General features: G+C 57.7%; 29 protein-coding genes. 12 read left to right on the top strand and 17 right to left on the bottom strand.

All coding sequences use genetic code 11. The annotated features are described in order from the left end of the window. Positions 1-34: 34 nt before the first annotated feature. The 5 genes from GV827_RS08830 to GV827_RS08810 form a co-directional block, all read right to left on the bottom strand. Positions 35-478, bottom strand: coding sequence for a MaoC family dehydratase (locus GV827_RS08830; RefSeq protein WP_164353424.1), 444 nt, complete (start codon positions 476-478; stop codon positions 35-37). 90 nt (positions 479-568) lie between these two features. Further along, entirely contained in the window at positions 569-1441 is an 873-nt protein-coding gene (locus GV827_RS08825; protein WP_164353423.1) for a TIGR01459 family HAD-type hydrolase, read from the bottom strand. A 154-nt stretch (positions 1442-1595) separates the two neighbouring features. Next, positions 1596-2216 (bottom strand): class I SAM-dependent methyltransferase, encoded by a 621-nt coding sequence (locus tag GV827_RS08820; protein WP_164353422.1) that lies wholly within the window; start codon positions 2214-2216, stop codon positions 1596-1598. Between the two features lie 139 nt (positions 2217-2355). Further along, positions 2356-3276, bottom strand: coding sequence for a manganese-dependent inorganic pyrophosphatase (locus GV827_RS08815; protein ID WP_164353421.1), 921 nt, complete (start codon positions 3274-3276; stop codon positions 2356-2358). Positions 3277-3353: 77 nt separating this feature from the next. Beyond that, on the bottom strand, positions 3354-3707 hold the full coding sequence (locus tag GV827_RS08810) for an MmcQ/YjbR family DNA-binding protein (RefSeq protein WP_164353420.1): 354 nt from the start codon (positions 3705-3707) through the stop codon (positions 3354-3356). A 53-nt stretch (positions 3708-3760) separates the two neighbouring features. Here GV827_RS08810 and GV827_RS08805 point away from each other — a divergent pair, with 53 nt between their 5' ends. The 6 genes from GV827_RS08805 to GV827_RS08780 all read left to right on the top strand — a co-directional run bounded on the left by GV827_RS08805 (position 3761) and on the right by GV827_RS08780 (position 9295). Further along, positions 3761-4441: a DUF2161 domain-containing phosphodiesterase gene (locus tag GV827_RS08805; RefSeq protein WP_164353419.1), complete on the top strand. Its 681-nt coding sequence runs from the start codon at positions 3761-3763 to the stop codon at positions 4439-4441. 214 nt (positions 4442-4655) lie between these two features. Further along, entirely contained in the window at positions 4656-4943 is a 288-nt protein-coding gene (groES, locus tag GV827_RS08800) for a co-chaperone GroES (protein ID WP_164353418.1), read from the top strand. A gap of 57 nt (positions 4944-5000) precedes the next feature. Further along, positions 5001-6647, top strand: a complete 1647-nt coding sequence (gene groL, locus GV827_RS08795) for a chaperonin GroEL (RefSeq protein ID WP_164353417.1) — start codon at positions 5001-5003, stop codon at positions 6645-6647. Positions 6648-6829: 182 nt separating this feature from the next. Further along, a complete protein-coding gene (locus GV827_RS08790) occupies positions 6830-7582 on the top strand; it encodes a sensor histidine kinase (protein ID WP_164353416.1) in 753 nt (250 codons plus the stop codon). A gap of 243 nt (positions 7583-7825) precedes the next feature. Next, on the top strand, positions 7826-8353 hold the full coding sequence (locus GV827_RS08785) for a response regulator (RefSeq protein WP_164353415.1): 528 nt from the start codon (positions 7826-7828) through the stop codon (positions 8351-8353). A gap of 93 nt (positions 8354-8446) precedes the next feature. Next, complete coding sequence (locus GV827_RS08780; RefSeq protein ID WP_164353414.1) at positions 8447-9295, top strand: DMT family transporter; 849 nt, start codon at positions 8447-8449, stop codon at positions 9293-9295. Here GV827_RS08780 and GV827_RS08775 read toward each other — a convergent pair. Then, positions 9261-9716, bottom strand: a complete 456-nt coding sequence (locus tag GV827_RS08775) for an NUDIX domain-containing protein (protein WP_164353413.1) — start codon at positions 9714-9716, stop codon at positions 9261-9263. The genes GV827_RS08780 and GV827_RS08775 overlap by 35 nt on opposite strands. A gap of 70 nt (positions 9717-9786) precedes the next feature. On the opposite strand from GV827_RS08775, the gene GV827_RS08770 reads away from it, so the two are divergent. Then, entirely contained in the window at positions 9787-10575 is a 789-nt protein-coding gene (locus GV827_RS08770) for an alpha/beta fold hydrolase (RefSeq protein ID WP_164353412.1), read from the top strand. Then, positions 10562-11704, top strand: a complete 1143-nt coding sequence (locus GV827_RS08765; RefSeq protein WP_164353411.1) for an alpha-D-ribose 1-methylphosphonate 5-triphosphate diphosphatase — start codon at positions 10562-10564, stop codon at positions 11702-11704. The genes GV827_RS08770 and GV827_RS08765 overlap by 14 nt, the downstream gene beginning before the upstream one ends. Positions 11705-11740: 36 nt before the next feature. Here GV827_RS08765 and GV827_RS08760 read toward each other — a convergent pair whose 3' ends face one another. The 3 genes from GV827_RS08760 to GV827_RS08750 all read right to left on the bottom strand — a co-directional run bounded on the left by GV827_RS08760 (position 11741) and on the right by GV827_RS08750 (position 13589). Continuing rightward, a complete protein-coding gene (locus GV827_RS08760; RefSeq protein ID WP_164353410.1) occupies positions 11741-12808 on the bottom strand; it encodes a 5-(carboxyamino)imidazole ribonucleotide synthase in 1068 nt (355 codons plus the stop codon). Beyond that, positions 12801-13289, bottom strand: a complete 489-nt coding sequence (gene purE, locus GV827_RS08755; RefSeq protein ID WP_164353409.1) for a 5-(carboxyamino)imidazole ribonucleotide mutase — start codon at positions 13287-13289, stop codon at positions 12801-12803. Before purE ends, GV827_RS08760 begins: the two co-directional genes overlap by 8 nt. Positions 13290-13364: 75 nt before the next feature. After that, the gene (locus tag GV827_RS08750; RefSeq protein WP_164353408.1) at positions 13365-13589 is read right to left on the bottom strand and encodes a YdcH family protein; all 225 of its coding nucleotides are present in this window, start codon (positions 13587-13589) and stop codon (positions 13365-13367) included. 162 nt (positions 13590-13751) lie between these two features. Here GV827_RS08750 and GV827_RS08745 point away from each other — a divergent pair, with 162 nt between their 5' ends. The 3 genes from GV827_RS08745 to GV827_RS08735 all read left to right on the top strand — a co-directional run bounded on the left by GV827_RS08745 (position 13752) and on the right by GV827_RS08735 (position 15348). After that, the gene (locus GV827_RS08745; RefSeq protein WP_164353407.1) at positions 13752-14165 is read left to right on the top strand and encodes an Hsp20 family protein; all 414 of its coding nucleotides are present in this window, start codon (positions 13752-13754) and stop codon (positions 14163-14165) included. 4 nt (positions 14166-14169) lie between these two features. Continuing rightward, positions 14170-14388 (top strand): DUF1150 family protein, encoded by a 219-nt coding sequence (locus tag GV827_RS08740; protein WP_164353406.1) that lies wholly within the window; start codon positions 14170-14172, stop codon positions 14386-14388. An 84-nt stretch (positions 14389-14472) separates the two neighbouring features. Continuing rightward, positions 14473-15348 (top strand): PhzF family phenazine biosynthesis protein, encoded by an 876-nt coding sequence (locus GV827_RS08735; RefSeq protein ID WP_164353405.1) that lies wholly within the window; start codon positions 14473-14475, stop codon positions 15346-15348. Positions 15349-15412: 64 nt separating this feature from the next. Here the strand turns inward: GV827_RS08735 and GV827_RS08730 are convergent, their stop codons facing one another. The 3 genes from GV827_RS08730 to trxB form a co-directional block, all read right to left on the bottom strand. Further along, the gene (locus GV827_RS08730) at positions 15413-17128 is read right to left on the bottom strand and encodes a bifunctional sulfate adenylyltransferase/adenylylsulfate kinase (protein ID WP_164353548.1); all 1716 of its coding nucleotides are present in this window, start codon (positions 17126-17128) and stop codon (positions 15413-15415) included. A gap of 139 nt (positions 17129-17267) precedes the next feature. After that, on the bottom strand, positions 17268-18959 hold the full coding sequence (locus GV827_RS08725; protein WP_164353404.1) for an adenylate/guanylate cyclase domain-containing protein: 1692 nt from the start codon (positions 18957-18959) through the stop codon (positions 17268-17270). 65 nt (positions 18960-19024) lie between these two features. Then, positions 19025-20035 (bottom strand): thioredoxin-disulfide reductase, encoded by a 1011-nt coding sequence (gene trxB / locus GV827_RS08720; protein WP_164353403.1) that lies wholly within the window; start codon positions 20033-20035, stop codon positions 19025-19027. Positions 20036-20236: 201 nt separating this feature from the next. Here trxB and GV827_RS08715 point away from each other — a divergent pair, with 201 nt between their 5' ends. After that, positions 20237-20737, top strand: coding sequence for an Lrp/AsnC family transcriptional regulator (locus tag GV827_RS08715; protein WP_164353402.1), 501 nt, complete (start codon positions 20237-20239; stop codon positions 20735-20737). Positions 20738-20804: 67 nt separating this feature from the next. Here GV827_RS08715 and GV827_RS08710 read toward each other — a convergent pair whose 3' ends face one another. The 5 genes from GV827_RS08710 to lgt form a co-directional block, all read right to left on the bottom strand. Continuing rightward, complete coding sequence (locus tag GV827_RS08710) at positions 20805-21590, bottom strand: Hint domain-containing protein (RefSeq protein WP_235930293.1); 786 nt, start codon at positions 21588-21590, stop codon at positions 20805-20807. A gap of 315 nt (positions 21591-21905) precedes the next feature. Next, a complete protein-coding gene (locus GV827_RS23365) occupies positions 21906-22250 on the bottom strand; it encodes a hypothetical protein (protein WP_204325821.1) in 345 nt (114 codons plus the stop codon). A gap of 86 nt (positions 22251-22336) precedes the next feature. Continuing rightward, positions 22337-23092, bottom strand: coding sequence for a peptidoglycan editing factor PgeF (pgeF, locus tag GV827_RS08705; protein ID WP_164353401.1), 756 nt, complete (start codon positions 23090-23092; stop codon positions 22337-22339). Further along, positions 23089-24150 (bottom strand): class I SAM-dependent methyltransferase, encoded by a 1062-nt coding sequence (locus GV827_RS08700; protein WP_164353400.1) that lies wholly within the window; start codon positions 24148-24150, stop codon positions 23089-23091. Before GV827_RS08700 ends, pgeF begins: the two co-directional genes overlap by 4 nt. Then, positions 24147-25031, bottom strand: a complete 885-nt coding sequence (lgt, locus tag GV827_RS08695; RefSeq protein WP_164353399.1) for a prolipoprotein diacylglyceryl transferase — start codon at positions 25029-25031, stop codon at positions 24147-24149. Before lgt ends, GV827_RS08700 begins: the two co-directional genes overlap by 4 nt. Positions 25032-25069: the final 38 nt, after the last annotated feature.

Genomic DNA, 25069 nt, shown 5'->3' with positions numbered 1-25069 from the left:
AGAGACCGCGCGCTTTGCCTGGAATTCAAAAGGATCAGTCGAACTTGCGCGAGGGGGCCAGCACCGTGGCCTCGCCGATCAGGACTTTCTTGCCGTCAACGGAACAATGGCAATCCATCTTCACCCGTCGCTTGGAGAATTCGATGTCAGTCACTTTCACTTCGGCATAGACCAAATCGCCGGGTCGCACGGGGGCCAGAAACTTGAGCGACTGGCCCATGTAAACGGTGCCGTGGCCGGGCAGTTGTTCACCAATCACGGCCGAGATCAGACCAGCGGTCAGCATGCCATGCGCGATACGGCCCTGAAAGATCGTGTCCTGCGCATAATCATCATCGAGATGGACAGGATTATGATCGGTCGAGATCTGGGCAAACATCTCGATATCCTCATCCGTCACTACCTTTTGCAGATAGCGTGACATGCCGATTTCGATGTCTTCGATGCAGATCGTGCCGCGGGGTAGGTTGTCCAACATGATTCATCCTCTGAGCAATAAAATGCTGTCTAGCATGCGAAAGTTGTAACTTAATTACTTCGCAAGCGCAGAAAGGCAAGCAAAAAATGACTAGCGGAGGAAACCAATTGTGTAGGTTGGAGATGACATTTCCCTTTCCAGATAGTCACTTAAGGTATCTGGATCAGGTTGATGGTTCGTTTTTGTCTCAGACGCAGCAAGGCCACCTGAGATGAATAGAGAATCAATATCCTCGCCCATCGCGCCTTTTATGTCCGTCAGAACGCCGTCACCGATGCATAGGATGCGGTCATCCGGCACGTCCGACCCTTGAGCAAAAAGCCTGCGTCGAGCCAGATCGTATATCGGGGGGTGGGGTTTGCCGAAGTACAGGCTCTCGCCGCCCATCTCGGTGTAGAGTTTGGCCAGCGCGCCCGCGCACCATTCGCGTGTTTCGCCCCGGTCCACTACGATATCGGGGTTGGCGCAGAGCAGTTTCAATCCCTTCTGCTTGGCATAGAGGAACTGTGGCCGCATGACGTCCGGATCTGCAAGTGGATCTTCAGGGCCAGTGCAGACGATGCCTTCGGCCTCGTCGAGTGGCACCTGTGTGATGTCAACCGGGTCTTCGATCAGTTGGAGGGGTTCAAAGAAATTCTGGTCGTGAGGCTGACCGATGAACCAGACCTTGCTGCCGACGGTGCCCCGGAACATGGCCGCACGGGCGGAATCGCCAGAGGTCGCAATGGCGTCCCAGCTATCTTCGGGAACATTGAACCGGGTGAGTTGCCTTTGCACGCTTGCGTGAGGGCGGGGCGCGTTGGTGACAAGGATCACCTTGCCGCCGCCCTTGCGGTACTGTTGGAGGGCAGAAACCGCGCCGGGCAGTGCCTTGACCCCGTTATGCACGCAGCCCCAGAGATCGACGAAAAGCGCGTCATAGCGGTCTGAAATCTCGGACAGGGATTCGATAATCTGGGTCATGTGGCGCTCCGGCTGTTTCGGGCAGGCTTAGGGGATCGGGAGACAAGATGGAACAGCCGGCGCTCCGGTCAATCGCGGTTCCCTGGTGTTTGCCTGTTGCGGGTGTGATCGAATGGGGCCGGAGACGCGCCGTCGGATGTTCGGCCTTGTCTGCTCAGCCCACCTTGCGAAACAGACAAAATTGGAAGGACTGGACGCTTCCCCAAGGTGTTTCATGCTTGATCTGTCGCGCTGCGACACGTGTGAACTCACCCCCTAGGCGCTCGCTCAGGCTTTGGGGGCTGTATCGCACAACTGGCAAACCGCTACATTTCTCAGGGCCATCAAGGGCGAATGTCCCAATGATGGCGTGTCCACCAGTCTTGATCGCCTTGGTCATCCTGTCGATGTATGCAGTCTGGTCCTCTGAGGTGACCATAAAATGGAAAACCGCCCGGTCATGCCAAAGGTCAAAGGTGCTTGCTGGTGTCCAAGGTGTCACGTCAGCGGCCAAAAAGTTAATGGAGGCACCGGTATCGCCAAACGCGCGGCGTGCCTTTTCAAGCGCGACGGGCGATATGTCGAGGACTGAGATGTCGGTAAAGCCTTTCGCGGAAAGACAAGCCGCGAAACGTGATCTGCCACCGCCGATATCGATGACAGACGAAGAAGGGGACACGCCTGCGAGAGCCGCCAATTCAAGCGAGACTGAGGGGTCGTCCTTATGCCAGCTTAGCTGGACCTCGTCTTTCTCAGCGTAGACACTGTCCCAGTGTTCTTGGTTAGTATTCTGCATGGCTGCGTTCTGATCAGGCCTCTTTGGCGTTCTTGCTGCACGCAAACTAGGTTAATGGCGCCAGCAACTGGCGTCATCATGAAATTCAGAACGATGGCGACGCTGCGCGAAGGATGGCCGAAAGCAGATATGGCGCCGATCACATCGTCAGATTTGGAATGATCTGCTTTTTCCGGCTCATGATGCCCGGCAGAACAACAGTGTCGCCGCTGACAGTCGCGTCAAAGCTCTTTTCCGCAATTTTCTTGACCGTCTCGTTGGGCACCAAAAGCGTGGCCTCTTCCTTGAGGATATCCACGATGAAAAGCAGGACTTCGGCGGCACCATCGGCGGCAGCGACGCCCGGCATGGCCGCCATCAGCGCGTCCTTGCGATCCAGCAGCGGTGCGGGTGAGGTGGTTTCCAACACGGAGACGCGCAGGCCGGTTCCGTTCAGGTCGAATTCCTTGCTGTCCATGCGCAGCAGCTCTTCTTCGGAAAAGGAGGAGACATCGGATTTCGCGGCGAACATCTGCTCGGCATACTCCGTCATGTCCACGCCCAGTTCCTCGGCGATGGAATAGGCGATGGCTTTGTCTTCCTGCGTGGTGGTGGGGCTGCGGAATTCCAGCGTATCGGAGAGGATGCAGGACAGGGCGGCACCCTTGATCTCGCGTGGGGCTTGGGCCCAGTCCTTGCCGATCTTCTTCCACATGATCGTGGCTGTGCAGGCCAGCGGTTGAATGTCGATCTCGATCGGGCCGCGCGTTTCCAGACCGGCCACCAGCCGGTGATGGTCGATGATACCGGTGATATTGGCATCGTTGATGTTGGCGGGCAGTTCGGCTGGGTTGTTGGTGTCCACAATGACCACGTCCGCATCAGCAGGCAGATCGGTCATGATCTCTGGCTTGTCGAGGTTCCACTGATCCAGCACGAAGAGCGCCTCGGTGTTCGGCTCTCCCAGAAGGACGGGCTTTGCCTCGATCCCCTTGATGTTGTTGAGGTACCACGCCCAGACGATTGGGCTGCCGGTGCTGTCGGTGTCAGGGGATTTGTGGCCGAAAACGAGTGTGGTCATGGGGTGCGTCCTTGGGTGCGGATGTGTCGATTTGCGCGCCTTATAGGAGCGGTGCGTGCCAATGTCACGACCCTGCGTCAGATCCCCAGATCGGCTCGCTTTTTCCTGGTCAAGGCGGCGGCAACCATGTCGTAGGAAGCGCGGATGTGATCGCGCAGGCTGTCGTCTGACAGGCCGGGTTGGGCAAAGTGCTGTATCCACTTCAATCCACGGGAGGCCATGTAGGGGGCAGGGCGCAGTCCGGGGCTGTCTGACAGAATTTCAAAGGCGAGGTCGGAGGCTTTGAACGTGACCGTGGGACCGCTGTCGGCAGTGCCGATGATGGCAAAGACCTTGCCCCCGATCTTGTAGACGTCCGAGTTCCCCCATTGAACGACATGCGTCGCTTGGGGAAGGCTTATGCAGTAGATGTTAAGGTCGTCGCGGGTCATTGCCGAAAGTCTAAAGGCTTGGAGCCGCCCTGCAAATCGGCAATGATGCCGACATGACGAAACCGCGCGAAACGGACCTTTATCCGCCGATCAAGGCGTTCCTTGAAAATCAGGGATATGTTGTGAAGGCAGAGGTTGGTGCGGCGGACGTGGTCGCCGTTCGTGGGGCAGAGCCGCCGGTGGTTGTTGAACTGAAACTGGGGTTCTCGCTGGCCCTGTTCCATCAATGTGTGGCCCGGCTGAAGGTAAGCGAGGAGGTGTATCTGGCCGTGGCCCGACAGCCGGGCAAACGGTTTGCAAAGGCCGTCAAGGAGAACACCGCGCTGGCACGGCGGCTGGGGCTGGGATTGATCACCGTGCGTTTGAAAGATGGGCTGGTAGAGGTGCATTGCGATCCGGGGCCTTATGCGCCACGCAAGTCGCCAAAGCGCGGGCAGCAGTTGCTGCGCGAGTTTGCGCGACGGCAGGGTGATCCGAACGATGGTGGTCAGACACGGGCGGGGTTGATCACTGCGTACCGGCAGGATGCTTTGAAACTGGCGCTGTTCTTGTTCGAGGTTGGCGCGAGCAAGGGCGCGGATGTCGCTCGGGAAACCGGTGTTGCGCGGGCCACGACGATGATGCGCGACAACCATTATGGCTGGTTTGAAAAGGTCGATAAGGGTGTTTATGGACTTTCACCCAGCGGCGCGGAAGCGGTGGGCACGTCGGCACGGGTGCTTGGGGCGGGCTAGGATCCGCTGATTTCTAACCTGGAAATCAGACCCCGCGGGCAGGATTGCGCGAAAAATATGCGTAGAATTTTTTCAAACCCTTTGGTTGACAGAGCCGGATCTGTTCCTTAGCTAAGCGCCGTTAGCACTCAGAGTAGTTGAGTGCTAATGCCTGATCTGCTCACGAAAGGGCGGCAGGCTGGGAGTAAACTTTGAGCCTTAAGGAGCTGCAAAGATGGCATTGAAACCGCTTCATGACCGAGTGCTGGTAAAGCGCACAGAAAGCGAAGAGAAAACTGCTGGCGGGCTTATCATTCCCGATAGCGCAAAAGAAAAGCCTTCCGAAGGCGAAGTCGTTGCTTGCGGCGAAGGCGCGCGTAAGGACAGCGGCGAGCTGATCGAAATGGCAGTCAAGCCAGGCGACAAGATCCTGTTCGGCAAGTGGTCCGGCACAGAAGTCACCATCGACGGCGAAGAAATGCTGATGATGAAAGAGAGCGACATCATGGGGGTCATTTCTTGATCCGCAGGAAACCTCACGACAACGCTCACCATCCATTCGAAAATAAGGAGAAGATAAATGGCAGCTAAGGACGTCAAATTTGACACCGATGCCCGCAATAAGATGCTCAAGGGTGTGAACATCCTGGCAGACGCGGTAAAAGTCACCCTGGGTCCCAAGGGCCGCAACGTGGTTCTGGACAAATCGTTCGGTGCCCCACGCATCACCAAAGACGGTGTTTCTGTCGCCAAAGAGATCGAGCTTGAGGACAAGTTCGAGAACATGGGCGCGCAGATGGTCAAGGAAGTTGCTTCCCGCACCAACGACGAAGCAGGCGACGGTACAACAACCGCAACCGTGCTGGCGCAAGCCATTGTCAAGGAAGGCATGAAGTCTGTTGCCGCCGGTATGAACCCAATGGACCTCAAGCGCGGCATCGACATGGCCACGCTCAAGGTTGTTGAGGCGATCAAGGCCGCTGCACGCGAAGTTTCCGACAGCGACGAAGTTGCACAGGTCGGTACAATCTCTGCCAACGGCGAAAAAGAGATCGGCCGTCAGATCGCGGACGCGATGCAGAAGGTTGGCAACGAGGGTGTGATCACCGTCGAAGAGAACAAAGGTCTGGAAACAGAGACAGACGTCGTCGAAGGCATGCAGTTTGACCGTGGCTACCTGTCACCATACTTTGTCACAAACTCTGACAAAATGACTGTTGAGCTGGAAGACGCGATCATCCTGCTGCACGAGAAGAAACTGTCTTCGCTGCAGCCAATGGTCCCACTGCTTGAACAGGTCATTCAGTCCCAGAAGCCTCTGCTGATCATTGCAGAGGATGTCGAAGGCGAAGCGCTGGCAACACTGGTTGTGAACAAGCTGCGCGGCGGTCTGAAAATCGCAGCAGTAAAGGCACCTGGTTTCGGTGATCGTCGCAAGGCGATGCTGCAGGACCTCGCGATCCTGACAGGCGGTCAGGTGATCTCCGAAGATCTGGGCATGAAGCTTGAGTCCGTCACAATGGACATGCTGGGTTCTGCCAAGAAGGTCTCTATCACCAAGGACGAAACCACTGTTGTGGACGGCGCTGGTGAGAAGGGCGAGATCGAAGCACGCGTGGCTCAGATCCGTAACCAGATCGAAGAGACAACGTCCGACTACGACCGTGAGAAGCTGCAGGAACGTGTTGCCAAGCTGGCAGGCGGCGTTGCCGTCATCCGCGTTGGTGGCATGACCGAAGTCGAAGTGAAAGAGCGCAAGGACCGCGTTGACGACGCACTGAACGCGACACGTGCCGCTGTTCAGGAAGGCATCGTCGTTGGTGGTGGTGTTGCTCTGGTTCAGGCTGGCAAGAAGCTTGAGGGCCTGACAGGCGACAACAACGACCAGAACGTCGGCATCGGCATCGTGCGCAAGGCGCTCGAAGCACCGCTGCGCCAGATCGCTGAAAACGCAGGCGTCGACGGTTCCGTCGTTGCTGGCAAAATCCGCGAAAGCGACGACCTGAAGTTCGGCTTTAACGCTCAGACCGAAGAATATGGCGACATGTTCAAGTTCGGCGTTATCGACCCTGCGAAAGTTGTGCGCACTGCTCTGCAGGACGCAGCTTCCATCGCTGGTCTGCTGATCACCACCGAGGCGATGGTCGCAGACCGTCCTGCCAAGGAAGGTGCTGGCGGCATGGGCGGCGGCATGCCCGACATGGGCGGCATGGGCGGCATGATGTAAGCTGTCCGACCGGGATTGATCTGAGTGCAAAGGGCCCTGCGGGGCCCTTTGTCATGTCTGCAAGTCGTCATTGTCGATGGGATCCTGCAGTTGGAAATCGCAGCTGCCGACGTCTTGGCAGGCGGCGTTTACACATCTTAAACGCACCGGATGATACTTTGGGCTTCAACCATGTTGAGGCCATGCATGCACCCAAAACCATCATAGAACAAAATCCAGCGCCAATAGCGCCTGCGGGCGCAAGCTCTCAGGATTTTGATGAATTCATTTACCTGATCAGCCATGACGTGCGCAGTTCGGTGCGTGCCCTGATTGAATTGCCACAATGGATTGCTGAAGACCTGGAAGAAGAGGGGTTTCCGGTTGCAGGGTCGGTCGCCGCTTCTATTGACATGATGAACCGCCATGCGGGCCGGTTGGACCGCATGCTTGTTGAACTTTTGACCTTCTCACGTATCGGTCGGATGCAGGATGTGCGTGAGAACGATCTGGTCGCGGCGCTGAATCACGTGCTTGAGGCGGTACAGGTTCCAAACGGTTTTGAAGTCTTGCGCAAGCTTGAATGCACAAGGGTGACGATGGGAGAGCGCGATCTGCTGACACTTCTGGATGCTCTTGTTCAGAACGCCATCAAACATCACGACAAACCGGCCGGACGCATTGTGGTGAGCGCCATCCACGAAGGTGCAGAGATAGTATTGAGTGTTGCGGATGATGGTCCCGGTGTGGAAGAAAATTTGAGAGAAAAGGCATTCGGTGCCATGCGCACACTGAGGCCCCGTGATGAGGTCGAAGGCAGCGGAATGGGCTTGGTGAATGTCCAAAAGATTTCAACGCTCTATGGTGGCTGTGCGCGGTTAACGGAATCGCCGTTTGGTCGGGGGTGCCTTGTTGAGGTGCGCTTGAGCGATGCGCCTATGCAGCAACCGCAATAAGTTAGATTGGGTCAATTTACCTCAATTGAGCGCTTCGCCTTAAGGATTGGTCAGTAATTTCGCGCAATTCTTGGATGAACAGATCAGATCAAGGATGTGGCCCCATGTTACACGCAACCTCCACCCCATCTTCGTTTCCAACAGCTATGCCTTTGCCCCGCGAAATTCGGGCACTGCTTCTTGATGACAGCAATTTTGACCGGGCGCGTATTCGGCGGCTGAGCAAAAAAAACCAATCTGGCAGTGCAACTCGATGAAGTGGACAGCATCGCGCAATTGGATGAGGCAGTTGAGCGCGAGAATTATGATCTTTTTCTCATCGACTACCGGCTGCCTGTTGGCAACGGGATGGAAGCGCTGGACCATGTGCTTAAGAATGATCTGAACCGCGACGCAGGCAAGATCATGATCACCGGCGACAGCGCCAGCACAACGATTGTGGAGGCGATGCGCGGCGGTTGCCACGATTTCCTGACAAAAGAAGAAATGAGTGTGGAGGCGTTGCGCACGGCCATGATCAACGCGCTTAATGCCGCAAAAAAACGCCAACAGCTGAGCCTGCATGAACCACAGCAGAAAGAAATCATTCGCCAGGGCCTCGTCGCGGCCATGCAGGATAGTGAAGTCCAAGGCAATGTCATCTCGTTGGTTCGGCAGGAGCTGCGCCAATCGGATCGTTTCGGCGCCGAATTGCGCAACCGGTCAAACGCGGCGGATATGTATGCGTTGCTGGCTGCTTTCCGGGACGAGGATGATTTCATCTTTCATTAGGCCCGAACACACCTGTTTGCGCTGATCAGGTGAAGCGCCATTTCCCGCAGCTTCACCCTTGGCGGATGAGCGCACAGGCGCTAAGCCACTGTCATGCGTCTTGTTATTGCCACTGCCTTGACCATGATCGCCTTTGCGGCGAACTCGATCCTGACGCGAATGGCGATTGAGGGTGGCCACATTGATCCCTCCGGGTTTGCGATTGTCCGCGTTGTGTCTGGTGCATTGATATTGGGAATGATCATCACCGTTCGCGGGGGCAGCCTTCCTCTTCTCAGACGAAACCGCATTCCCGGTGCGCTTAGCCTTGCGGTGTACTTGGTTGGGTTCTCACTCGCCTATCTGACTTTGGACGCGGGTCTTGGTGCGCTGATCCTGTTTGGCGTTGTGCAAATCACCATGTTTGCCCACAGCGCCATGCGCGGCACGTCCCCGTCGGCACGCCAAATCACAGGGGGCGCTATCGCTTTCCTTGGTTTGCTGATCGCACTTTGGCCCGGTCCGGGGGGCGCCGCTGACCCCGGTGGGGCGGCATTGATGATCTTTGCTGGCCTTGGCTGGGCGGCCTACAGCATTATTGGGCGAAATGCGGCTGACCCTCTCGCCGCGACCTCGGCCAATTTTCTTTTGTGTGTCCCGATCTTGCTGATCTTGCTCACGGGTACCGGGCTGCGTTTCAGCATTACCGGCATTGCGCTGGGTCTGGTCTGCGGCGGTCTGACCTCTGGCCTGGGCTATGCGCTTTGGTACAGCGTCTTGCCCCGTATCGAGGCGGCCACGGCTGCGGTGGTCCAACTCAGCGTGCCTGTCATCGCGATACTGGCAGGCGCCCTGATCCTGGAAGAGTCCATCGGGCCAATAGTGATACTGGCGACGCTTCTGGTTGTGGGCGGGATCGGCTGGGCGGTTACCGCACGATCGGCTCCAGTGGGTCATAGGTAGGCGCATCGATCCCCCCAAAAGCAACAGTGCCAAGGCTATCGGGTTTATGGGGCAAACGAGTAAGGTCAGCCTGCGTCACCCAATGCCACTGGGTCACGATCTTTTCGCTGTCCTGCCAGTTTGGGTCGATCTCTGCGCTGCCCGTAAGAGTGCAACGGAAATAGACATCCACCTGATGAAAGCTGCTGCCCGGGTCATGGAACTCATTCACAAGACAGGGCGCACCAACCTCGATCATTAGACCCGTCTCTTCGAATACTTCGCGCACAAGGTTGTCGGGTAACGAGGCCCCAACCTCGACCTCGCCGCCGGGCGCGCAAAGCAGATCGCTTTGGCCATCGGGATAGGCGTTGACCAAGAGCAGCCGGTCTTGATGGATCAGAACGGCGCGCACGGCCAGCCGGGGGGATTTCGGGCGCATCGGCGAACTTTCGTAAGGTTACGTCGCCGCAGCATTTCATAGACCGGCAAATCAGTCTATCTGATGCGGTATGAACTATCGTATCTTTTTCCTGGCGGCCTTTATCGGTCTTACCGCCTGCCAAACTCAGGCGCAGGAACGGTGCGCTATTCTATTGCATGGGCTGGCACGGACCGAGACATCTTTTGCCCTGATGGAAGCGGCGCTGGAAAATGGTGGCTACCTGGTTGTGCGACCGGGCTATCCGTCAACGGAGGCTCCGATTGAAGACCTGACCCGCCGCACCATCCCCGAAGCCGTAGCGGCATGTGGAACACCCAAGGTTGACTTCGTGACCCATTCCATGGGCGGCATTCTTGTGCGGCAATGGGTGGCCGAAGCGGGTGCTGACCGCGTCGGTCGTGTTGTTATGCTTGGCCCTCCAAATCAGGGCAGCGAAGTGGTTGACCAGATGGATGACATCGCCGCCTTTGACTGGATCAACGGGCCAGCTGGGCAGCAGATGGGGACCGGAACAGATTCGCTGCCACGCAGTCTGCCACCTGTTGATTTCGAGCTTGGCATTATTGCCGGTTCGCAGTCGCTCAACCCCTATTTTTCGACCATCTTGCCGGGATTGGACGATGGCAAGGTGTCAGTAACGTCAACCAAGGTCGAGGGGATGAAGGATCACTTTACGCTGCCCGTTACGCATACTTTCATGATGAACAATCCGCGTGTGATTGCCCAAACCATGGCATTTTTGCAGACTGGGGAATTTGATCGAAGCATCGGCTGGATTGACGGTGTGCTCGAATCGTTGGGCTGCCCCGAAGCTGAGTGCATACCGGGGGTGGAGGCAGACAATGCCAAACCTTGACCTGACCGGGGCGCAGGTTTTGCTTCCGGATGGCCTGTCGGATGCGCCCGTTTCAATTGCACAAGGTCGGATCGTGGATGCGCCTACAGGCCGAGCCGTCGATCTGAATGGTTTTCTAGTGCTGCCCGGTATCGTTGATTTGCACGGAGACGGGTTTGAACGTCACCTCGCTCAGCGCCGCGGCGCGATGAAGCAGATGGACCAAGGGCTGGTGGCCTGCGAGGCAGAGCTGGCTGCGAATGGTATTACAACTGCGGTGCTTGCACAGTTCGTCAGCTGGGAAGGCGGGATGCGCGGATTGGATTTCGCTGATCGGGTCTTTGCCGCGATCCGGGACGTGAACAGCACCTTGGTGACAGATCTGCATGCACAGCTTCGGTTCGAGACGCATCTGCTGGACCTCTTCGATGAACTGCCAAATAGAATTGCGGATTGGGGCGTGGGATACGTCGTCTTCAATGACCATCTGCCGCATGATCGTTTGGAGGCTGGCAAGCTGCCGCGGCGGCTGAACGGGCAGGCTTTGAAAGCCGGGCGCAGTCCTGAAAAGCATCATAACTATATGCTTGAGCTTCATAGTCGCCGCGCCGATGTTCCTGCGGCGCTGGATGACTTATGTGCGCGTCTGACCAGGCAGGGAATACGCATGGGCAGCCACGATGACGCAACCGCAGAAGGTCGTGCCCGATGGCGCGGGCGGGGTGCGCACGTGGCCGAATTCCCTGAAACGATCGAAGCGGCGGAGGCTGCTCACAACGCGGGGGATGCAGTGCTGATGGGATCGCCCAATGTGGTGCGGGGCGGGTCTCACAACGGCAACCTTTCAGCGATAGATTTGATTGCGATGGGGTACTGTGATGCGCTTGCGTCTGACTACCACTACCCGTCGCCACGCCGCGCAGCGCTGATGCTGGCAGACGCAGGTGTTTGTGATCTTGCGCAGGCCTGGCACCTGGTATCCGCAGGACCCGCCGCCGTGCTGGGGCTACATGATCGCGGGGTCCTGACACCGGGCAAGCGTGCTGATATCGTGGTGCTTGATGCGGAGACACGTCGCGTGGCGGCGACCTTTGTCGAGGGACGTGTGTCCTACATGTCCGGTCCCATCGCAGAGCGGTTCGTCCGCTAGGGCGGCATTGTCAGCGCCTGCCGCCAGTGTTGCCGTTCAGCGCATTATGCGGTTCACGTGCCCCATCTTGCGACGCGGTTTTGTTTCAGCTTTTCCGTAAAGGTGGATCGCTGTGGTGGCTTCCCTCGCCAGTTCCGGCACTCGGTCCATGTCGTCACCGATAAGGTTCTCCATCGTGACATCGGCGTAGCGCGTGCCGTCGCCCAACGGCCAGCCGCTGATAGCGCGAATATGTTGTTCAAACTGGTCGACGGTGCAGCCGTTCTGCGTCCAATGGCCCGAGTTATGGACGCGCGGTGCGATCTCATTCACAATCAGACCGCGTGGCGTGACGAATAGCTCGACACCCAGAACACCGATATAGTCAAGCGCATTCAATATCCTGGCTGCCATCAGAACGGCATCCGTGCGCTGTGCGGCACTCAGGCGGGCAGGCACAGTCGTCGTATGCAGGATGCCGTTGCGATGGACGTTTTCGCCGGGATCGAAACACGCGACTTCGCCAGCGAAGCTGCGCGCTGCGATGACGGAAACCTCATGGCTGAAGTCGACAAAACCTTCCAGTATCGCGGGGGCGCCGTTCATGTCGGCCAAGGCCTGATCGGCGTCCTGGGGTGTGCGCAGGCGTGCCTGCCCCTTGCCATCATATCCAAAGCGACGGGTTTTGAGGATCGAAGGTGCGCCAATTTCAGCAACGGCCCCTTCCATTGCTGCACGGTCAGGGATGTCGGCGAAAGGGGCGACGTTCAGGCCAAGTTCTTGCAGGAATGTCTTTTCGGTCAGCCGGTCCTGAGAAATGCGCAGGGCCTCGCGACCGGGTCTGATGGCGACCTGCGCTTCGATCAGGTCAAGGGCTGCGGTAGGCACGTTCTCAAACTCGAAGGTCACCACATCACAGCTGTTTGCAAAGGCGCGCAGAGCATTTTCATCCTCGTATGGCGCCGTGGTGACGGCATCTGCCACGTGACCAGCGGGCGGGTTCGCACCCGGCTCAAAGATATGAGTTTTGAAGCCAAGCCGCGACGCCGCGACTGACAGCATGCGACCCAGCTGACCACCGCCCAGAATGCCAATGGTACTGCCCAGGGCAAGCGGTTTAGTCATCGGTCGGCTCCTCTGGGATTGATGCACTTAATGCTTCGCGCCAGGCGTCCAGACGCGCGGCGACATCCGCGTCTTGCAGCGCCAGAATAGAGGCCGCCATCAGGGCTGCATTGGCCGCGCCTGCCGACCCGATTGCCATGGTCGCGACAGGGAAACCCTTGGGCATTTGCAGAATGGAATAAAGCGAATCCACACCGGACAAGGCCTTGGTCTGGACAGGGACCCCAATCACCGGCACGCGTGTCTTTGACGCCATCATGCCGGGCAAGTGCGCCGCACCGCCGGCACCCGCAATGATCACCTGCAAACCCCGGTCCACGGCGGTCTTGCCATATTCCCACAGGCGGTCCGGTGTGCGATGGGCAGAGACGATCTTGCTTTCGTATGCGATGGCCAATTCATCCAGCAGCATTGCCGCTTCGCGCATTGTGGCCCAGTCGGACTGGGACCCCATGATAATACCGACAGGAGGGGTGGTCATAACGCGCGGGCCTTTGGCTGATGATCGGAGCGCGCACTATAGCCAGACTGCCTCGCAGAGCAACGGATTAACGCGTCAGGCAATGATATCGGGTGTCAGGCGATCCTCGATCACCGAAATCAGATCTTTCAGCCGCAGTTTGCGCTTTTTCAGGCGCTGGATCGTCAATTGATCGGCTGTGCCACGCTCATTCAGCGCAGCGATAGCCTCGTCCAGATCACGATGTTCGCGTCGGAAAACTTCAAGCTCCACGCGCAAAACCTCATCGGTTTTCATCGCCAGATCAGTCGGGGCATTCATATCAGCATGATTCCGTTCAGCTTTGCTCATTTATCTATATAGGCGTTCACCGTGATCCGGCAAAGCCCTTGCATGGTCTCATTCCTGCCCCCATATTCACATCATGGGTTGCCATAACGGGGCCCACCATGACTGTCGCTTGATATCGTAAGGACGTGTCGTATGACGAAAATGACGCTTGCTTCCTATCCTCACATGCTGGGGTTTGAACAGTTGGAGCGTGTGCTGGAACGCACAGCCAAATCCGGCAACGAAGGGTATCCTCCGTTCAACATCGAACAGACCTCTGACTTTAGTTACCGGATTACGCTGGCGGTGGCAGGGTTTGCCGAGGATGATCTGGCCATTACCGTTGAGGATCGCCAATTGGTGATCCGCGGTCGCCAGACCGATGACAGTGCCGACCGGGTGTTTCTGCACCGCGGAATAGCGGCGCGGCAATTCCAGAGGTCATTCGTCATCGCCGATGGCGTGGACGTGGGCGAGGCGAAAATGGAGAACGGTCTGCTGCACGTGGACTTGACCCGGGCCAAACCTGAGACAGTTGTACAAACCATCAAGATCAAGAAAGGGTAGGACGATGCATGACATGAACGCCCAATCAGGGGATCGAACAGTATATGTGAAAACCATTGCCGTCACCGATTTGCCGCAAGAAGTGCGAGATCAGGCGGAAGGGTTGGATCAGCTTTATGCCGTACACGATGCGCAGGGCCAGCAATTGGCCCTCGTCGGTGACCGCAAGCTGGCATTCGTACTGGCACGACAGCATGATTACGCACCTGTCATGGTGCATTAGGCTGGAATCTGGCCATCGTATCATGAATTAATCATAAGGCCGCAGATGATCCTGCGGCCTTTGTTGTATCCAGGAGCCCGCGCTGTGGAATTTCAATTTGACTGGGTAGACGCCTTTGCCAGTACGGCGTTCGGTGGCAACGGATGCGCTGTCGTGCATGATGGCGCGGTCCTCAGCGATGCGGCCTGTATAAGCTACGTCCGAGAGACCTCTCTCGTCGAATGCACGTTCACCGGCCCATCAGAAGTTGCCGATTTTCGGGTCAAGTATTACCTGGCCAGTCGCGAGATACCCTTTGCCGGACACCCAACGATTGCCACCGTGGCTGCCCTAAGACACCGGGACAAGATCGGCGAGGGGAGCCTGACTTTGGAGACGGGCGCAGGCATCGTCAAGATCAACGTTGCAGGCGACCTTATTACGATGACACAGGTCGCCCCTACGTTCGGCGCGGAAGTGCCGTCCGATATCGTTGCACCCGTGGGGGGCATTGACCCGCAAGACATCATCTCGCCCCCGCAGATTATGTCCACCGGCTTGCCCTTTTGCATCACGGTCGTGAAAGACCGCGAAACATTGGACCGTGTGTGCCTTAATGCCAAGGCGCTGAACGACTACTTTGCCCATCTTGGTCAAGAGGGCACCGACGTGCTGGAACCTTATTGGATCACGTTGGAGGGGGCGACAGACGCAGGGGATACCTATGCACGTCTGCTGCTTGCACCCCCGTCGCCGCCCGAAGACCCGTTTACCGGATCGGCCACCGGTGCCGCCGCAAGTTATCTGTGGGCGCGGGGTTTGATCAGCGAACCCACATATGTCGCTGAGCAGGGGCATAGCATGGGACGCGCGGGCATGGCACAGGTCCAAGTCTTGGGGCCACCCCAAGCAATCACCGGCGTCCGCGTTGCCGGGCGTGGTGTCGTGGTGATGTCGGGAACGGCGTACTTTCCAGACTGAAAATGCAAACGCGCCCAAGTTCAATCATGGGCGCGTCACTGTTTCAGCTTTTCGGAATTGCGGCTCAGCCTGCGATCAGCCCCATACTTTCCAGCTTCAGCAGCACCTGATGGGCGCAGTTGTCCACGTCTACATTCTCGGTCTCAACCCGAAGTTCCGGGCTGTCCGGCACATCGTATGGGTCTGAAATTCCGGTGAATTCCTTGATTTTGCCTTCGCGAGCAAGCTTATAAAGACCCTTGCGGTCGCGTCGTTCGCATTCCTCGATACTGGTTGCGACATGCACTTCGACGAAGGCGCCAAAGCTTTCCACATCTTCGCGCACCGCGCGGCGGGTTGTTGCATAGGGTGCGATGGGCGCGCAGATCGCGATGCCGCCGTTCTTGGTGATCTCGCTCGCGACATAACCAATGCGGCGGATGTTCAAATCTCGGTGTTCCTTGGAAAACCCAAGTTCCGAGCTGAGGTTCTTGCGCACGATGTCCCCATCCAGCAGCGTCACCGGACGCCCGCCCATCTCCATCAGCTTGACCATCAACGCGTTGGCGATTGTCGATTTGCCCGAGCCGGAAAAACCGGTGAAGAAAACGGTAAACCCTTGCTGCGAGCGTGGTGGGCGCGTACGGCGCAACTCGCGCACGACCTCAGGGAAAGAGAACCATTCAGGGATCTCCAGACCTTCCTGCAAACGGCGGCGCAACTCGGTGCCAGAGATGTTCAGGATCGTCACGTCGTCCTTGTCGTGAATCTCATCCGCGGGTTCGTATTGCGCGCGTTCCTGCACGTAGACCATGTGTTTAAAGTCCACCATTTCGATGCCCATCTCTTCCTGGTGTTCGCGGAAGAGGTCCTGCGCGTCGTAAGGGCCATAGAAATCTTCGCCCTTGGAATTCTTGCCCGGCCCCGCGTGATCGCGGCCGACGATGAAATGCGTGCAGCCGTGGTTCTTGCGGATCAGCCCGTGCCAGACGGCCTCGCGCGGGCCGGCCATGCGCATGGCAAGGTTCAACAGGCTCATGTTTGTCGTGGCTTGCGGATACTTGTCCAGCACCGCCTCGTAGCAGCGCACGCGGGTGAAGTGATCCACGTCACCAGGCTTGGTCATGCCGACAACCGGATGAATGAGCAGGTTTGCCTGCGCCTCGCGCGCGGCGCGGAATGTCAGTTCCTGATGCGCGCGGTGCAAAGGGTTACGGGTTTGAAAGGCCACAACTTTGCGCCAGCCCAGCTTGCGGAAAAAGGCGCGCAGTTCATTCGGGGTGTCGCGCCGCCCGCGGAAATCGTAGTGGACGGGTTGCTGGATGCCGGTGACAGGACCGCCCAGATAAATCTTGCCCGCCTGATTGTGCAGATAGTTCACTGCCGGATGCGCGTCATCGTCCGCGCCAAAGACTTTCTCCCCCTCATGCGCCTTGTTCGGTTCCCAGCGGTCCGTGATGGTCATGGTGCCAAGGATCACACCCTCCTGGTCGCGCAGGGCAATGTCCTGACCGATCTCAACCGAGGATGCAAAGTCTTCAGATACATCAAGGGTAATTGGTATCGGCCAAAGCGTGCCGTCGGCCAGTCGCATATTATCGACGACCCCATTGTAATCTTCTTCGGAAAGGAAGCCTTTCAGAGGGTTGAAGCCGCCGTTCATTAGCAATTCGAGGTCACAAATCTGGCGTGGCGTCAGATCATGACTAACCAGTTCTGCTGCCTCCAACTTCATTTTCTGGGCTGAATCGTAGGATACGAAAAGCTCCGGAATCGGAGCGAGATTTGCAAGCATCGTCATATCTGTCTCGTTTTTGCCTCTGGCCATTCGCGGCCTTTTGTCCGCCTATGCCGTCTCAATAAGGCGAAAGTCTAGCAAAGCTTGGTTATTCCGCAGTAAAAAATGCGGCTTTGATGCAGTAATGCCGGGTTTTGTCAGTTCAGGCGGGTTCGGCTTGCTGAAGTGTGGCCAGTTGCTCCCAAAGATCTGTCGCGTCCTTTATTGGCCAGGCGTGCAAAGGTTCGCTTAGCCCGCGAAGTTCAAGGGCTGCCATTGCCGCCATGGGAAGGTCGTGACCCGCAGCTGAGAGCAGTGGAGCGGAGACGAAGGCCTGTACTTTGTATTCCTTGGTGACGCCCTCAATACGCGAGGCGGTATTCACCGTATCACCGATCAAGGTACGAGGTGCGTTCCCTGCGGCGCCGATTTCTCCCAGCACCACCTCCCCCAAATGCGCGCCGATTCCTATGGCGACGGGGCTTTGCCCTTCGCGCTTCAAGGTTTCGTTAAAACCGTTGAGTTTGCGGGCGATCCCCTCAATAGCATTGAGCGCGGCCTTGGCTGAGGTGGCCTCATCCATGGTTTCGAATACTGCCAGAAACCCATCCCCGAGGTATTTGTCTACTGTCCCGCCTTGATCCGTGATGGCGGGAACGATCGCATCGAAGAACCGGTTTAGAAGAAAAACCACATCGTAGGGCAGTTGCCCGGTCGTTCGCGCGGTAAAGCCACGCATGTCGAGGAATAGGAGGGCAAGTTTTCGTTCTTCGCCCTGACTGGCGTGGTTGCGTTCCTTGCGGCGTCCGTCTGGTTGGAAGACGCGAAAAACGGTTGTCGGGTGCATCGGGGTGATCTGACAGGCCAGCCTTGTGTTCGGCTCGGCCCCCACTGCGGCAAGGCTGCGTGCCTCGGCTTCACTTGGTGGGTGCAACAATTCGGCCCCTTCCTCTATCACTACGCGGCAGGTTGTGCACCGACCCCGGCCGCCGCAAAGCGAGGCATGAGGAATGCCGCGCAGTCGCGCCATTTCCAGCAAGGTCAGCCCCTTAGGTGCCGTGATCTCTGTACCATTTGCATAACGGATGCGGACCGACAGTTTCCGCGAGCGGAGGTATTTGACAAGGTAGGCGATGGCGACGATCAACATGATGCCCCCGAACACCCACCGCATTTGTTCGGTCAAGGTGATCAGGGTGCCAAACGTCTCGCGGTCGGGAAAATTGAATAAAGAGATGAGGCTTTCGCGTTCTTCAGGATCGGCGAAAAGCGTCTTCATGCGCCGTCCCTCTGTCAGGAAACCCGCAAGTGCAAAGGCAGGAACAAGCACCGCGAAACCGATCAGCGAAGGCAGCCAGTTGCGCCACCATTGTCGGCCCCGCAGCCAGAAATGCAGGCCGGCGCAACCATGCACCCAGACAATCAGCAGCAGCAGGCTTTGTTTCCAGCCATCCCAGCTGTCGTGCAGCAACAGCATGACATAGCCCATCTCATCATTGACGCCGTAGACCTCATGTGCAGTGCGGGTGTGAATGAGGTGGGCTACCAGCAAAATAGGGATGACAACGCCAAGTGCGATCTGGGTGGCCTCCCAGAAGGGCATCCGCAAGGTGCCGCGCCCTGCGAGTCTGACCAGCGCCAGCGTCATGTGGACAAGGAAAGCACCGTAAAGCACGACAGAGCCGAGAAGGCTCCGGGTGATTACCTGCCGCCAGTCCTGCGCCCGGTCCATCCAGTCAGGAGACAGTAGGCCCAGCCCGATATTCAAGAAATGTGTGAGGGCATAGGTGAACAACACCAGCCCGCTTGCGATGCGCAGGCGTGTGGACCAACTGCCGCGCCAAAGATCCTTCATGTCCTGCCCCTTGTTGCCACCTGACTTTGGGCGGCAGTGCAGTGCAGGTCAAGCAGGGGGCAGATTTACTCAGCCACCTGCGCGCCATAACCCAAAGGCAAAGAGGTGTCTTTGCCGCCTTCGACGTCAGCGTCGTCACCCACTTCGGCAAGAAACCGTTCTGCCTCAAGGGCGGCCATACAGCCCATTCCAGCGGAGGTCACCGCCTGCCGGTACTTGTGGTCGGTCAGGTCGCCTGCGGCAAATACACCGGGAATAGAGGTTTCTGTGCTGTCGGGTTTGGTGACCACGTAGCCGCCCATGTGGGTTTCAAGCGTATCTTTCACCAACTCGTTTGCGGGAGCATGGCCAATTGCTACGAAAACGCCCTTGCAGGGTATATCTGTAATCTCGCCGGTTTCTGTATGCTTGACCTTCACCCCTTCGACGCCCAGCGGGTTATCGGTACCGTAGACTTCCTCGAGCGTGTGAAACCACAGCGGTTCAATCTTGGGGTTTTTCATCAGGCGGTTGATCAGGATTTTCTCGGCGCGCAGCTCATCGCGGCGGTGGATCAACGTGACCTTGGAGGCGAAATTGGTCAGGAAGAGTGCTTCTTCGACAGCGGTGTTGCCGCCGCCGATCACAACGATCTCCTGTCCACGATAGAAAAAGCCATCGCAGGTGGCGCAGGCCGACACACCGAAGCCCTTGAATTTCTCTTCGCTGTCCAGCCCCAGCCACTTGGCCCGTGCGCCTGTTGCGAGGATCACGGCATCAGCGATGTAGGTGGTGCCGCTGTCACCCTTGGCGTGGAAAGGTCGCGACGATAGGTCCAGATCGGTGATGATATCGCTTATGATCTCGGTGCCCATGGCCTTGGCGTGGGCTTCCATGCGCACCATCAAGTCAGGACCCTGTACCTCGGTATCGCCGGGCCAATTCTCGACCTCGGTGGTTGTGGTCAGCTGGCCACCTGGCTCAATCCCCTGTACCAGAATGGGTTCCAGCATGGCGCGGCTTGCATAGACGCCGGCGGTATATCCCGCTGGGCCCGAGCCGATGATCAGAACCTTGGTCTTGCGTGTATCGGCCATGTGGCACCCCCGATTGATCTGTTTGCAGCACGCCCGTTATAGACCCGGAGCGCGGCATCTTAAACCCTTTCTCAAGGCATACCTCGGCAGGAAAATCGGGCAATCTATCAGAATGGCAGAAAGATTCTTGCGCTACCGCGAAACATTATTGCGCCTATCTTTGGCGCTGCTATAAGAATCGCAAATTAGAGGGGACTTTCAATGGCGGGAACACGGCTTGATCCGATTGATCGGAAGATTCTAGCTGAGCTTCAGGCTGACGGGCGGATGACCAACGTCGAACTCGCTAAGCGGGTCGGTATATCCGCGCCACCCTGTCTGCGCCGTGTGCGTACCTTGGAAGAGCAGGGGTACATCAGGGGATATCATGCCGATGTCGACGCACGTGAGCTAGGGTTTGAAGTGCAGGTTTTCGCCATGGTCGGTCTTGCCAGTCAGGCCGAAGTGGACCTTAGTGCATTTGAACAGAAGTGCCGGGAATGGCCGTTGGTGCGCGAGTGCCACATGTTGAACGGTGAGGTGGATTTCATCCTGAAATGCGTGGCGCCTGACTTGTCGTCCTTTCAAAGCTTTCTGACCGGAGAGCTTTTGACCACACCGAACGTGGAAAGCGTCAAGACCAGCCTTGTTATCCGGGGCGCAAAGGATGATCCGGGCGTGCCCTTTGACGTGCTGGAAAAACGCTTGCAAGTGTCCCCCTGACGAGGAAAAGCCAGAGGGACACGTTCAAAAGCGCGGGGGCTATCACATCCCACGCTTTGGGGTTGTTTCAGATAGCGTCCGCGTTTGTTCTGGCTTCGGCCGCGCGCGGGTGTGCCAGCGGTCCAAAGTCCGTCATATGCCCGATCCGGGGGAACATGCCCATAAACCGGTCGCGCAGATTGTGCGAGACTGATATGGTCGCATTTGCGCCCGGATGAAACGTTTCCATTTCAATGCCGCCCGCGCTGATGGTCGCGTGGCGATCCAGACAAAAATGGAACAGTCGCACGGGCGTGGGTGGGACCACCTCAATCACGTTTACACCGTCAACGAACTCCCGCACGGGGGTCAAAAGCCGCTGTTCACCGGCCTCAGAGCGCAGACGATGCGGCGTATGCAGAATCCGTGCCGAAGGGCCTAGGGTCAGAAATGAACTGGGACGGCCCCGACCAAATGTATCGGGCATGATCCGTATCAGCGGGACCCGGCGGCCAGCGTCGGCGGGCACAAAGCTGCTTGAGCCGATCCAGATCAGGCGTGCGGGCTCTCCTGTTGAGGTGTTGACCATGTCGCCGGGTTGCAGATCCTCAATGGCTACATCGCCTTGCGGCGTCGCGATAAGGGTGCCGCGTGCGAAAGCGGAAAAAGCGCTTTCAAAAAGAGGGATGGCCGGTGCCTTGTCCTGCCCGATGTAAAGAGAGCCATCCGCGCGCAGGGCAGCAACCTCATAGCTGCGCATCGGCATTTGGGGGGCTGCATTCACTCCGCGTGCCGAAGGTGCAGACGGAGTATAGCCACGCAGGTTGGCGGTTGGTGTGGTCGGGCGTTGGCCCATGGAAGCAGTCAGTGTCATGCGATCACCTTTGTTCAGGTTGGTCACATCCGTGTCGGCCCCCACCGACAAGCACGGAAATAACGGGATGTCATTTCATGTCTTCGATGGAGACAAAATCGCCCGATCTGCCGGGGTTTGTCAAAGTTTGAACAACATTGGTGCCTTATTTAGCCCCAATTCAAGTTTGTTATGCCTTTCTGTTTCCTTATTTCGCCGTGCTTTGCCACATTTCTGACAAATGAAGTTACCCCGAAAGCGAATCAACGCTTCCGGGGCATCTCAATTATCATCGTACTTGTTACCTGTCAGAACACCTTGGGGGAGGAGGGGGGATCAGGCGGTTTTGCGTTGCTTTTCGGCGTTGTTGCGCTTGGCAATAAAAGTCGCACGCCGGCTGCCGCGTGCCCATGGCATGACGGTGTCTTCTTTGGCGGCTGCTGCGACGATGCCTTTGATAAAGCGCTTGTTGGTTTTCATGGCTCTTTTCCTCGGTTGTTTGTGTGCGGGCGTTGTTGCCCTTGCTTGAGGATGAATATGACGGGCCATTTGGGCCGGTTTTTGGCAACCAGAAACTTTTTCAGAAAATTTGACGCGCTGATGTACCTGATTTGTGGCCGGGGTGCCCAAATTCGCCAAAGCCTTTGTTTTTATAGACGAAACCGATTGGTATCTGATCAATCACCGAAAATCGGGCTGATTGTTTCCAAAAAGAGAAGGCGCAATTGGGCATCAAGTGGGCAAGGCCTGCCCCATTCGTGCCAAGATCAAAGCGTGATGACAGAAATCAGGCGTCCATAATCTGCTTCCTTCGCATGGGTCGTGCGGCGATAGGAATAGAATCTCTCTGGATCGCTATATGTGCAGTGCCGTGTCCATTCCGCATGAGCGACGCCTGCGTTGCGCAGACGGCTCAGGCCAAATCCGGGAAGGTCAAAAAGCAGACGGTCGCCCTGACCCTGCACAAAGAACCGGTCGAAGGCGGGGTCCTCTGCGAGGAAGTCTTCAAAAAATTCCGGGCCGACTTCATAGGCGCGTTGGCTGATGCAGGGGCCGATCACGGCTGTGATCCTTTCGCGTGCGGCGCCAAGGGCCTCCATGGCGTCGACGGTTGCCTCCAGCACCCCATCCAGCGCACCGCGCCATCCGGCATGGGCCGCGCCGATGACCCCTGCTTTGCTGTCGGCAAAGAGGACTGGCTGGCAATCGGCCGTCAAAACAGAAAGGGCAATACCAGGCGTTTTTGTAACCAAGGCATCAGCCTTTGGCTTGTCTCGGGATGGTTCCGTGATCGTAATGACATCAGCTGAATGCACTTGATTGACGCCTGCCAAATGTTCGGCGGACACCCCCATGGCATCGGCAACGCGGTTTCGATTGATGGTCACAATTTCAGTCTGGTCGGTGCTGCCATGGCCACAGTTCAGCCCCGCGTAGACACCCGATGATGCGCCGCCCCGTCGGGTGAAGAACCCGTGGCGGGTGTCGGAGAGGCTGTCAGATGTCAGTATCTCAAGCGTCATGCTTCCAGTCCCGGGGGAGGGGCGCTGCCCGATTGCGTCAGCGCCATTACCTTGAACAGATTTCCCATTTCTTCGGGGTGCGTCAACCGGCGATGCGCGGCGATATGCGCATCCAGCGTGCTACCGGACATTTTGTCTGCAAGAGCCTGCGCACGCTGGGTGATGCCAAGACGTTCTAGAAACACACCTTGCGGGGTGACTTGGCTGTGGGCGCAGGGCGCCGCAGCCTGAGCAAGCGCTTCGAAATCCACATGCGCGGTGAGGTCTGCCAAGCCGGGCGCGGCAAGCGGATTGACCTTTTGATGGTTCTTGACCGCCTGAAAGGTGTCTCCCAGTGGCCGCCAGTCTCCGTAGTCAATGATTATTGCGCAGCCGCCATAGGTCTCTATCCGCGTCGCAAGTGCTGCCATGATCGGGCCAGCGGCCGCACAGCTTTCCACAAGATCGCCGTCTTTTGTGTCTTCTAGCCGGGCATTCAGCGCCGGTTGCGGTTGCGCGGGACCAAGCCCAAAGACAAGGTCGTTCTGCTCAAGCCCCACTTGCCGTTCGCGCCAAAGGCTACCATCGCGCAGGAATTGACGGATCGGCAGGGCGTCAAAGAATTCGTTCGCGACAAGGTAAAGCGGCTGGTCCGGCAGGGCATCGACCGTGTCAGTCCATGAAACATCAAAGCCTGCTAGTGCGTCAGCCTGAATCTTGCGCAGCGCGGGTGACACCTCAACCAATGTAATGTCTGCCGCTTCGACAAACCCCGGAACCCCGCGACACGCGCGCAGGGCATCAGCCATGAGTGTACCGCGTCCGGGGCCCAGTTCAGCAAGTGTGAACGGCGCGGGTGCGCCATTCTCCAACCAGTGCTGGGCAAGTGAAAGGCCGATAAGTTCACCGAACATCTGGCTGATTTCCGGTGCCGTGATGAAATCGCCATCAGCGCCCAGTGGATCGCGGGTGGTGTAATAGCCCAGCGTCGGATGAAGCAGGCAGGTTGTCATATATTCATCGATCCGCATTGGTCCGGTTGACGCGATGCGCGATGCGATATGGTCGCGCAGGTTCATGCGGTGCGGCGGGCGCGCAGGATAAATAGCGCGCCGACCAGCATCATCGGGATGCACAGAAGCTGCCCCATGGTCAGGCCATAACCGCCTGTTTGGAGCGCGAGACCCAGTGGGTTGCCTTCAGTGATAAACTGCGTATCTGGTTGGCGCACGAACTCAACGATAAACCGGGCCGCACCATAGCCTGCAAGGAAAGTCCCCATCAGCAGCCCCTCGCGTTTCAAGTCGCCCCGCCGCCACGCCATCCAGATCAGGATGCCGCCCAGAACCAGCCCCTCAAGCAATGCCTCATAGAGTTGCGACGGGTGCCGGGCGCAAATACCGGCCACGTCCGGGCAGTATTGCGCCGCCTCAGTTGGAAAGGCGACGCCCCACGGCAGGTCCGTGGGCCTGCCCCAAAGCTCGGCGTTGATGAAATTGGCAACGCGGCCAAGAAACAGGCCGGGCGCAAGTCCGAGCGAGACAAGGTCTCCGGCCGAAACCGTATTGATGCTGTGCCGCTTGGTATAGAGAAACGCGGCCAGAATGACGCCAATCGCTCCGCCGTGAAAGGACATGCCGCCCTCCCACAGTTGCAGGATGCGCAGCGGATTTGAGAGGTAATAGCCCGCCTGATAAAACAGCACATAGCCTAAACGCCCGCCAAGGATCACACCCAGGATGACCCAGAACAGCAGATCTTCGATCTGGTTGGGCGTCATCACGGGACGCTCATTCCTCCACAGCCGTGGGGTGCGCGCGGCGCGCACCACCAGACGCCAGCCCAGCAGAATGCCCACGATGTAGGCCAGCGCATACCAGCGCAGCGCAAACTCCATACCGAACACGGTGATCGAAAAAATCTCTGGCGAGATGTCGGGAAAGGGAAGCACGGCTCTCATGGCGCTGATTGAGCCGGGATAGGCCCGGAAGTCAACCT

This window comes from Sulfitobacter sediminilitoris (assembly GCF_010667575.1).
In the GTDB taxonomy this organism is placed as follows: Bacteria; Pseudomonadota; Alphaproteobacteria; order Rhodobacterales; family Rhodobacteraceae; genus Sulfitobacter; species Sulfitobacter sediminilitoris.
The sequence above is the reverse complement of the archived record's forward strand: the minus strand, read 5'-3'. Positions and strand labels throughout refer to the sequence as shown.

Excerpts from the sequence above, each read along its gene's own strand:
- GV827_RS08825 (WP_164353423.1), bottom strand. The coding sequence starts at position 1,441 with ATGACCCAGATTATCGAATCCCTGTCCGAGATTTCAGACCGCTATGAC.
- GV827_RS08760 (WP_164353410.1), bottom strand. The coding sequence starts at position 12,808 with ATGACTAAACCGCTTGCCCTGGGCAGTACCATTGGCATTCTGGGCGGT.
- GV827_RS08700 (WP_164353400.1), bottom strand. The coding sequence starts at position 24,150 with ATGAACCTGCGCGACCATATCGCATCGCGCATCGCGTCAACCGGACCA.
- GV827_RS08790 (WP_164353416.1), top strand. The coding sequence starts at position 6,830 with ATGCATGCACCCAAAACCATCATAGAACAAAATCCAGCGCCAATAGCG.
- GV827_RS08780 (WP_164353414.1), top strand. The coding sequence starts at position 8,447 with ATGCGTCTTGTTATTGCCACTGCCTTGACCATGATCGCCTTTGCGGCG.
- groL (WP_164353417.1), top strand. The coding sequence starts at position 5,001 with ATGGCAGCTAAGGACGTCAAATTTGACACCGATGCCCGCAATAAGATG.
- groES (WP_164353418.1), top strand. The coding sequence starts at position 4,656 with ATGGCATTGAAACCGCTTCATGACCGAGTGCTGGTAAAGCGCACAGAA.
- GV827_RS08805 (WP_164353419.1), top strand. The coding sequence starts at position 3,761 with ATGACGAAACCGCGCGAAACGGACCTTTATCCGCCGATCAAGGCGTTC.
- GV827_RS08820 (WP_164353422.1), bottom strand. The coding sequence starts at position 2,216 with ATGCAGAATACTAACCAAGAACACTGGGACAGTGTCTACGCTGAGAAA.
- GV827_RS08815 (WP_164353421.1), bottom strand. The coding sequence starts at position 3,276 with ATGACCACACTCGTTTTCGGCCACAAATCCCCTGACACCGACAGCACC.
- GV827_RS08745 (WP_164353407.1), top strand. The coding sequence starts at position 13,752 with ATGACGAAAATGACGCTTGCTTCCTATCCTCACATGCTGGGGTTTGAA.
- purE (WP_164353409.1), bottom strand. The coding sequence starts at position 13,289 with ATGACCACCCCTCCTGTCGGTATTATCATGGGGTCCCAGTCCGACTGG.
- GV827_RS08830 (WP_164353424.1), bottom strand. The coding sequence starts at position 478 with ATGTTGGACAACCTACCCCGCGGCACGATCTGCATCGAAGACATCGAA.
- GV827_RS08750 (WP_164353408.1), bottom strand. The coding sequence starts at position 13,589 with ATGAATGCCCCGACTGATCTGGCGATGAAAACCGATGAGGTTTTGCGC.
- GV827_RS08725 (WP_164353404.1), bottom strand. The coding sequence starts at position 18,959 with ATGAAGGATCTTTGGCGCGGCAGTTGGTCCACACGCCTGCGCATCGCA.
- GV827_RS08715 (WP_164353402.1), top strand. The coding sequence starts at position 20,237 with ATGGCGGGAACACGGCTTGATCCGATTGATCGGAAGATTCTAGCTGAG.
- trxB (WP_164353403.1), bottom strand. The coding sequence starts at position 20,035 with ATGGCCGATACACGCAAGACCAAGGTTCTGATCATCGGCTCGGGCCCA.
- GV827_RS08730 (WP_164353548.1), bottom strand. The coding sequence starts at position 17,128 with ATGACGATGCTTGCAAATCTCGCTCCGATTCCGGAGCTTTTCGTATCC.
- GV827_RS08710 (WP_235930293.1), bottom strand. The coding sequence starts at position 21,590 with ATGACACTGACTGCTTCCATGGGCCAACGCCCGACCACACCAACCGCC.
- GV827_RS08775 (WP_164353413.1), bottom strand. The coding sequence starts at position 9,716 with ATGCGCCCGAAATCCCCCCGGCTGGCCGTGCGCGCCGTTCTGATCCAT.
- GV827_RS08810 (WP_164353420.1), bottom strand. The coding sequence starts at position 3,707 with ATGACCCGCGACGACCTTAACATCTACTGCATAAGCCTTCCCCAAGCG.
- GV827_RS08770 (WP_164353412.1), top strand. The coding sequence starts at position 9,787 with ATGAACTATCGTATCTTTTTCCTGGCGGCCTTTATCGGTCTTACCGCC.
- pgeF (WP_164353401.1), bottom strand. The coding sequence starts at position 23,092 with ATGACGCTTGAGATACTGACATCTGACAGCCTCTCCGACACCCGCCAC.
- GV827_RS08740 (WP_164353406.1), top strand. The coding sequence starts at position 14,170 with ATGCATGACATGAACGCCCAATCAGGGGATCGAACAGTATATGTGAAA.
- lgt (WP_164353399.1), bottom strand. The coding sequence starts at position 25,031 with ATGAGAGCCGTGCTTCCCTTTCCCGACATCTCGCCAGAGATTTTTTCG.
- GV827_RS08765 (WP_164353411.1), top strand. The coding sequence starts at position 10,562 with ATGCCAAACCTTGACCTGACCGGGGCGCAGGTTTTGCTTCCGGATGGC.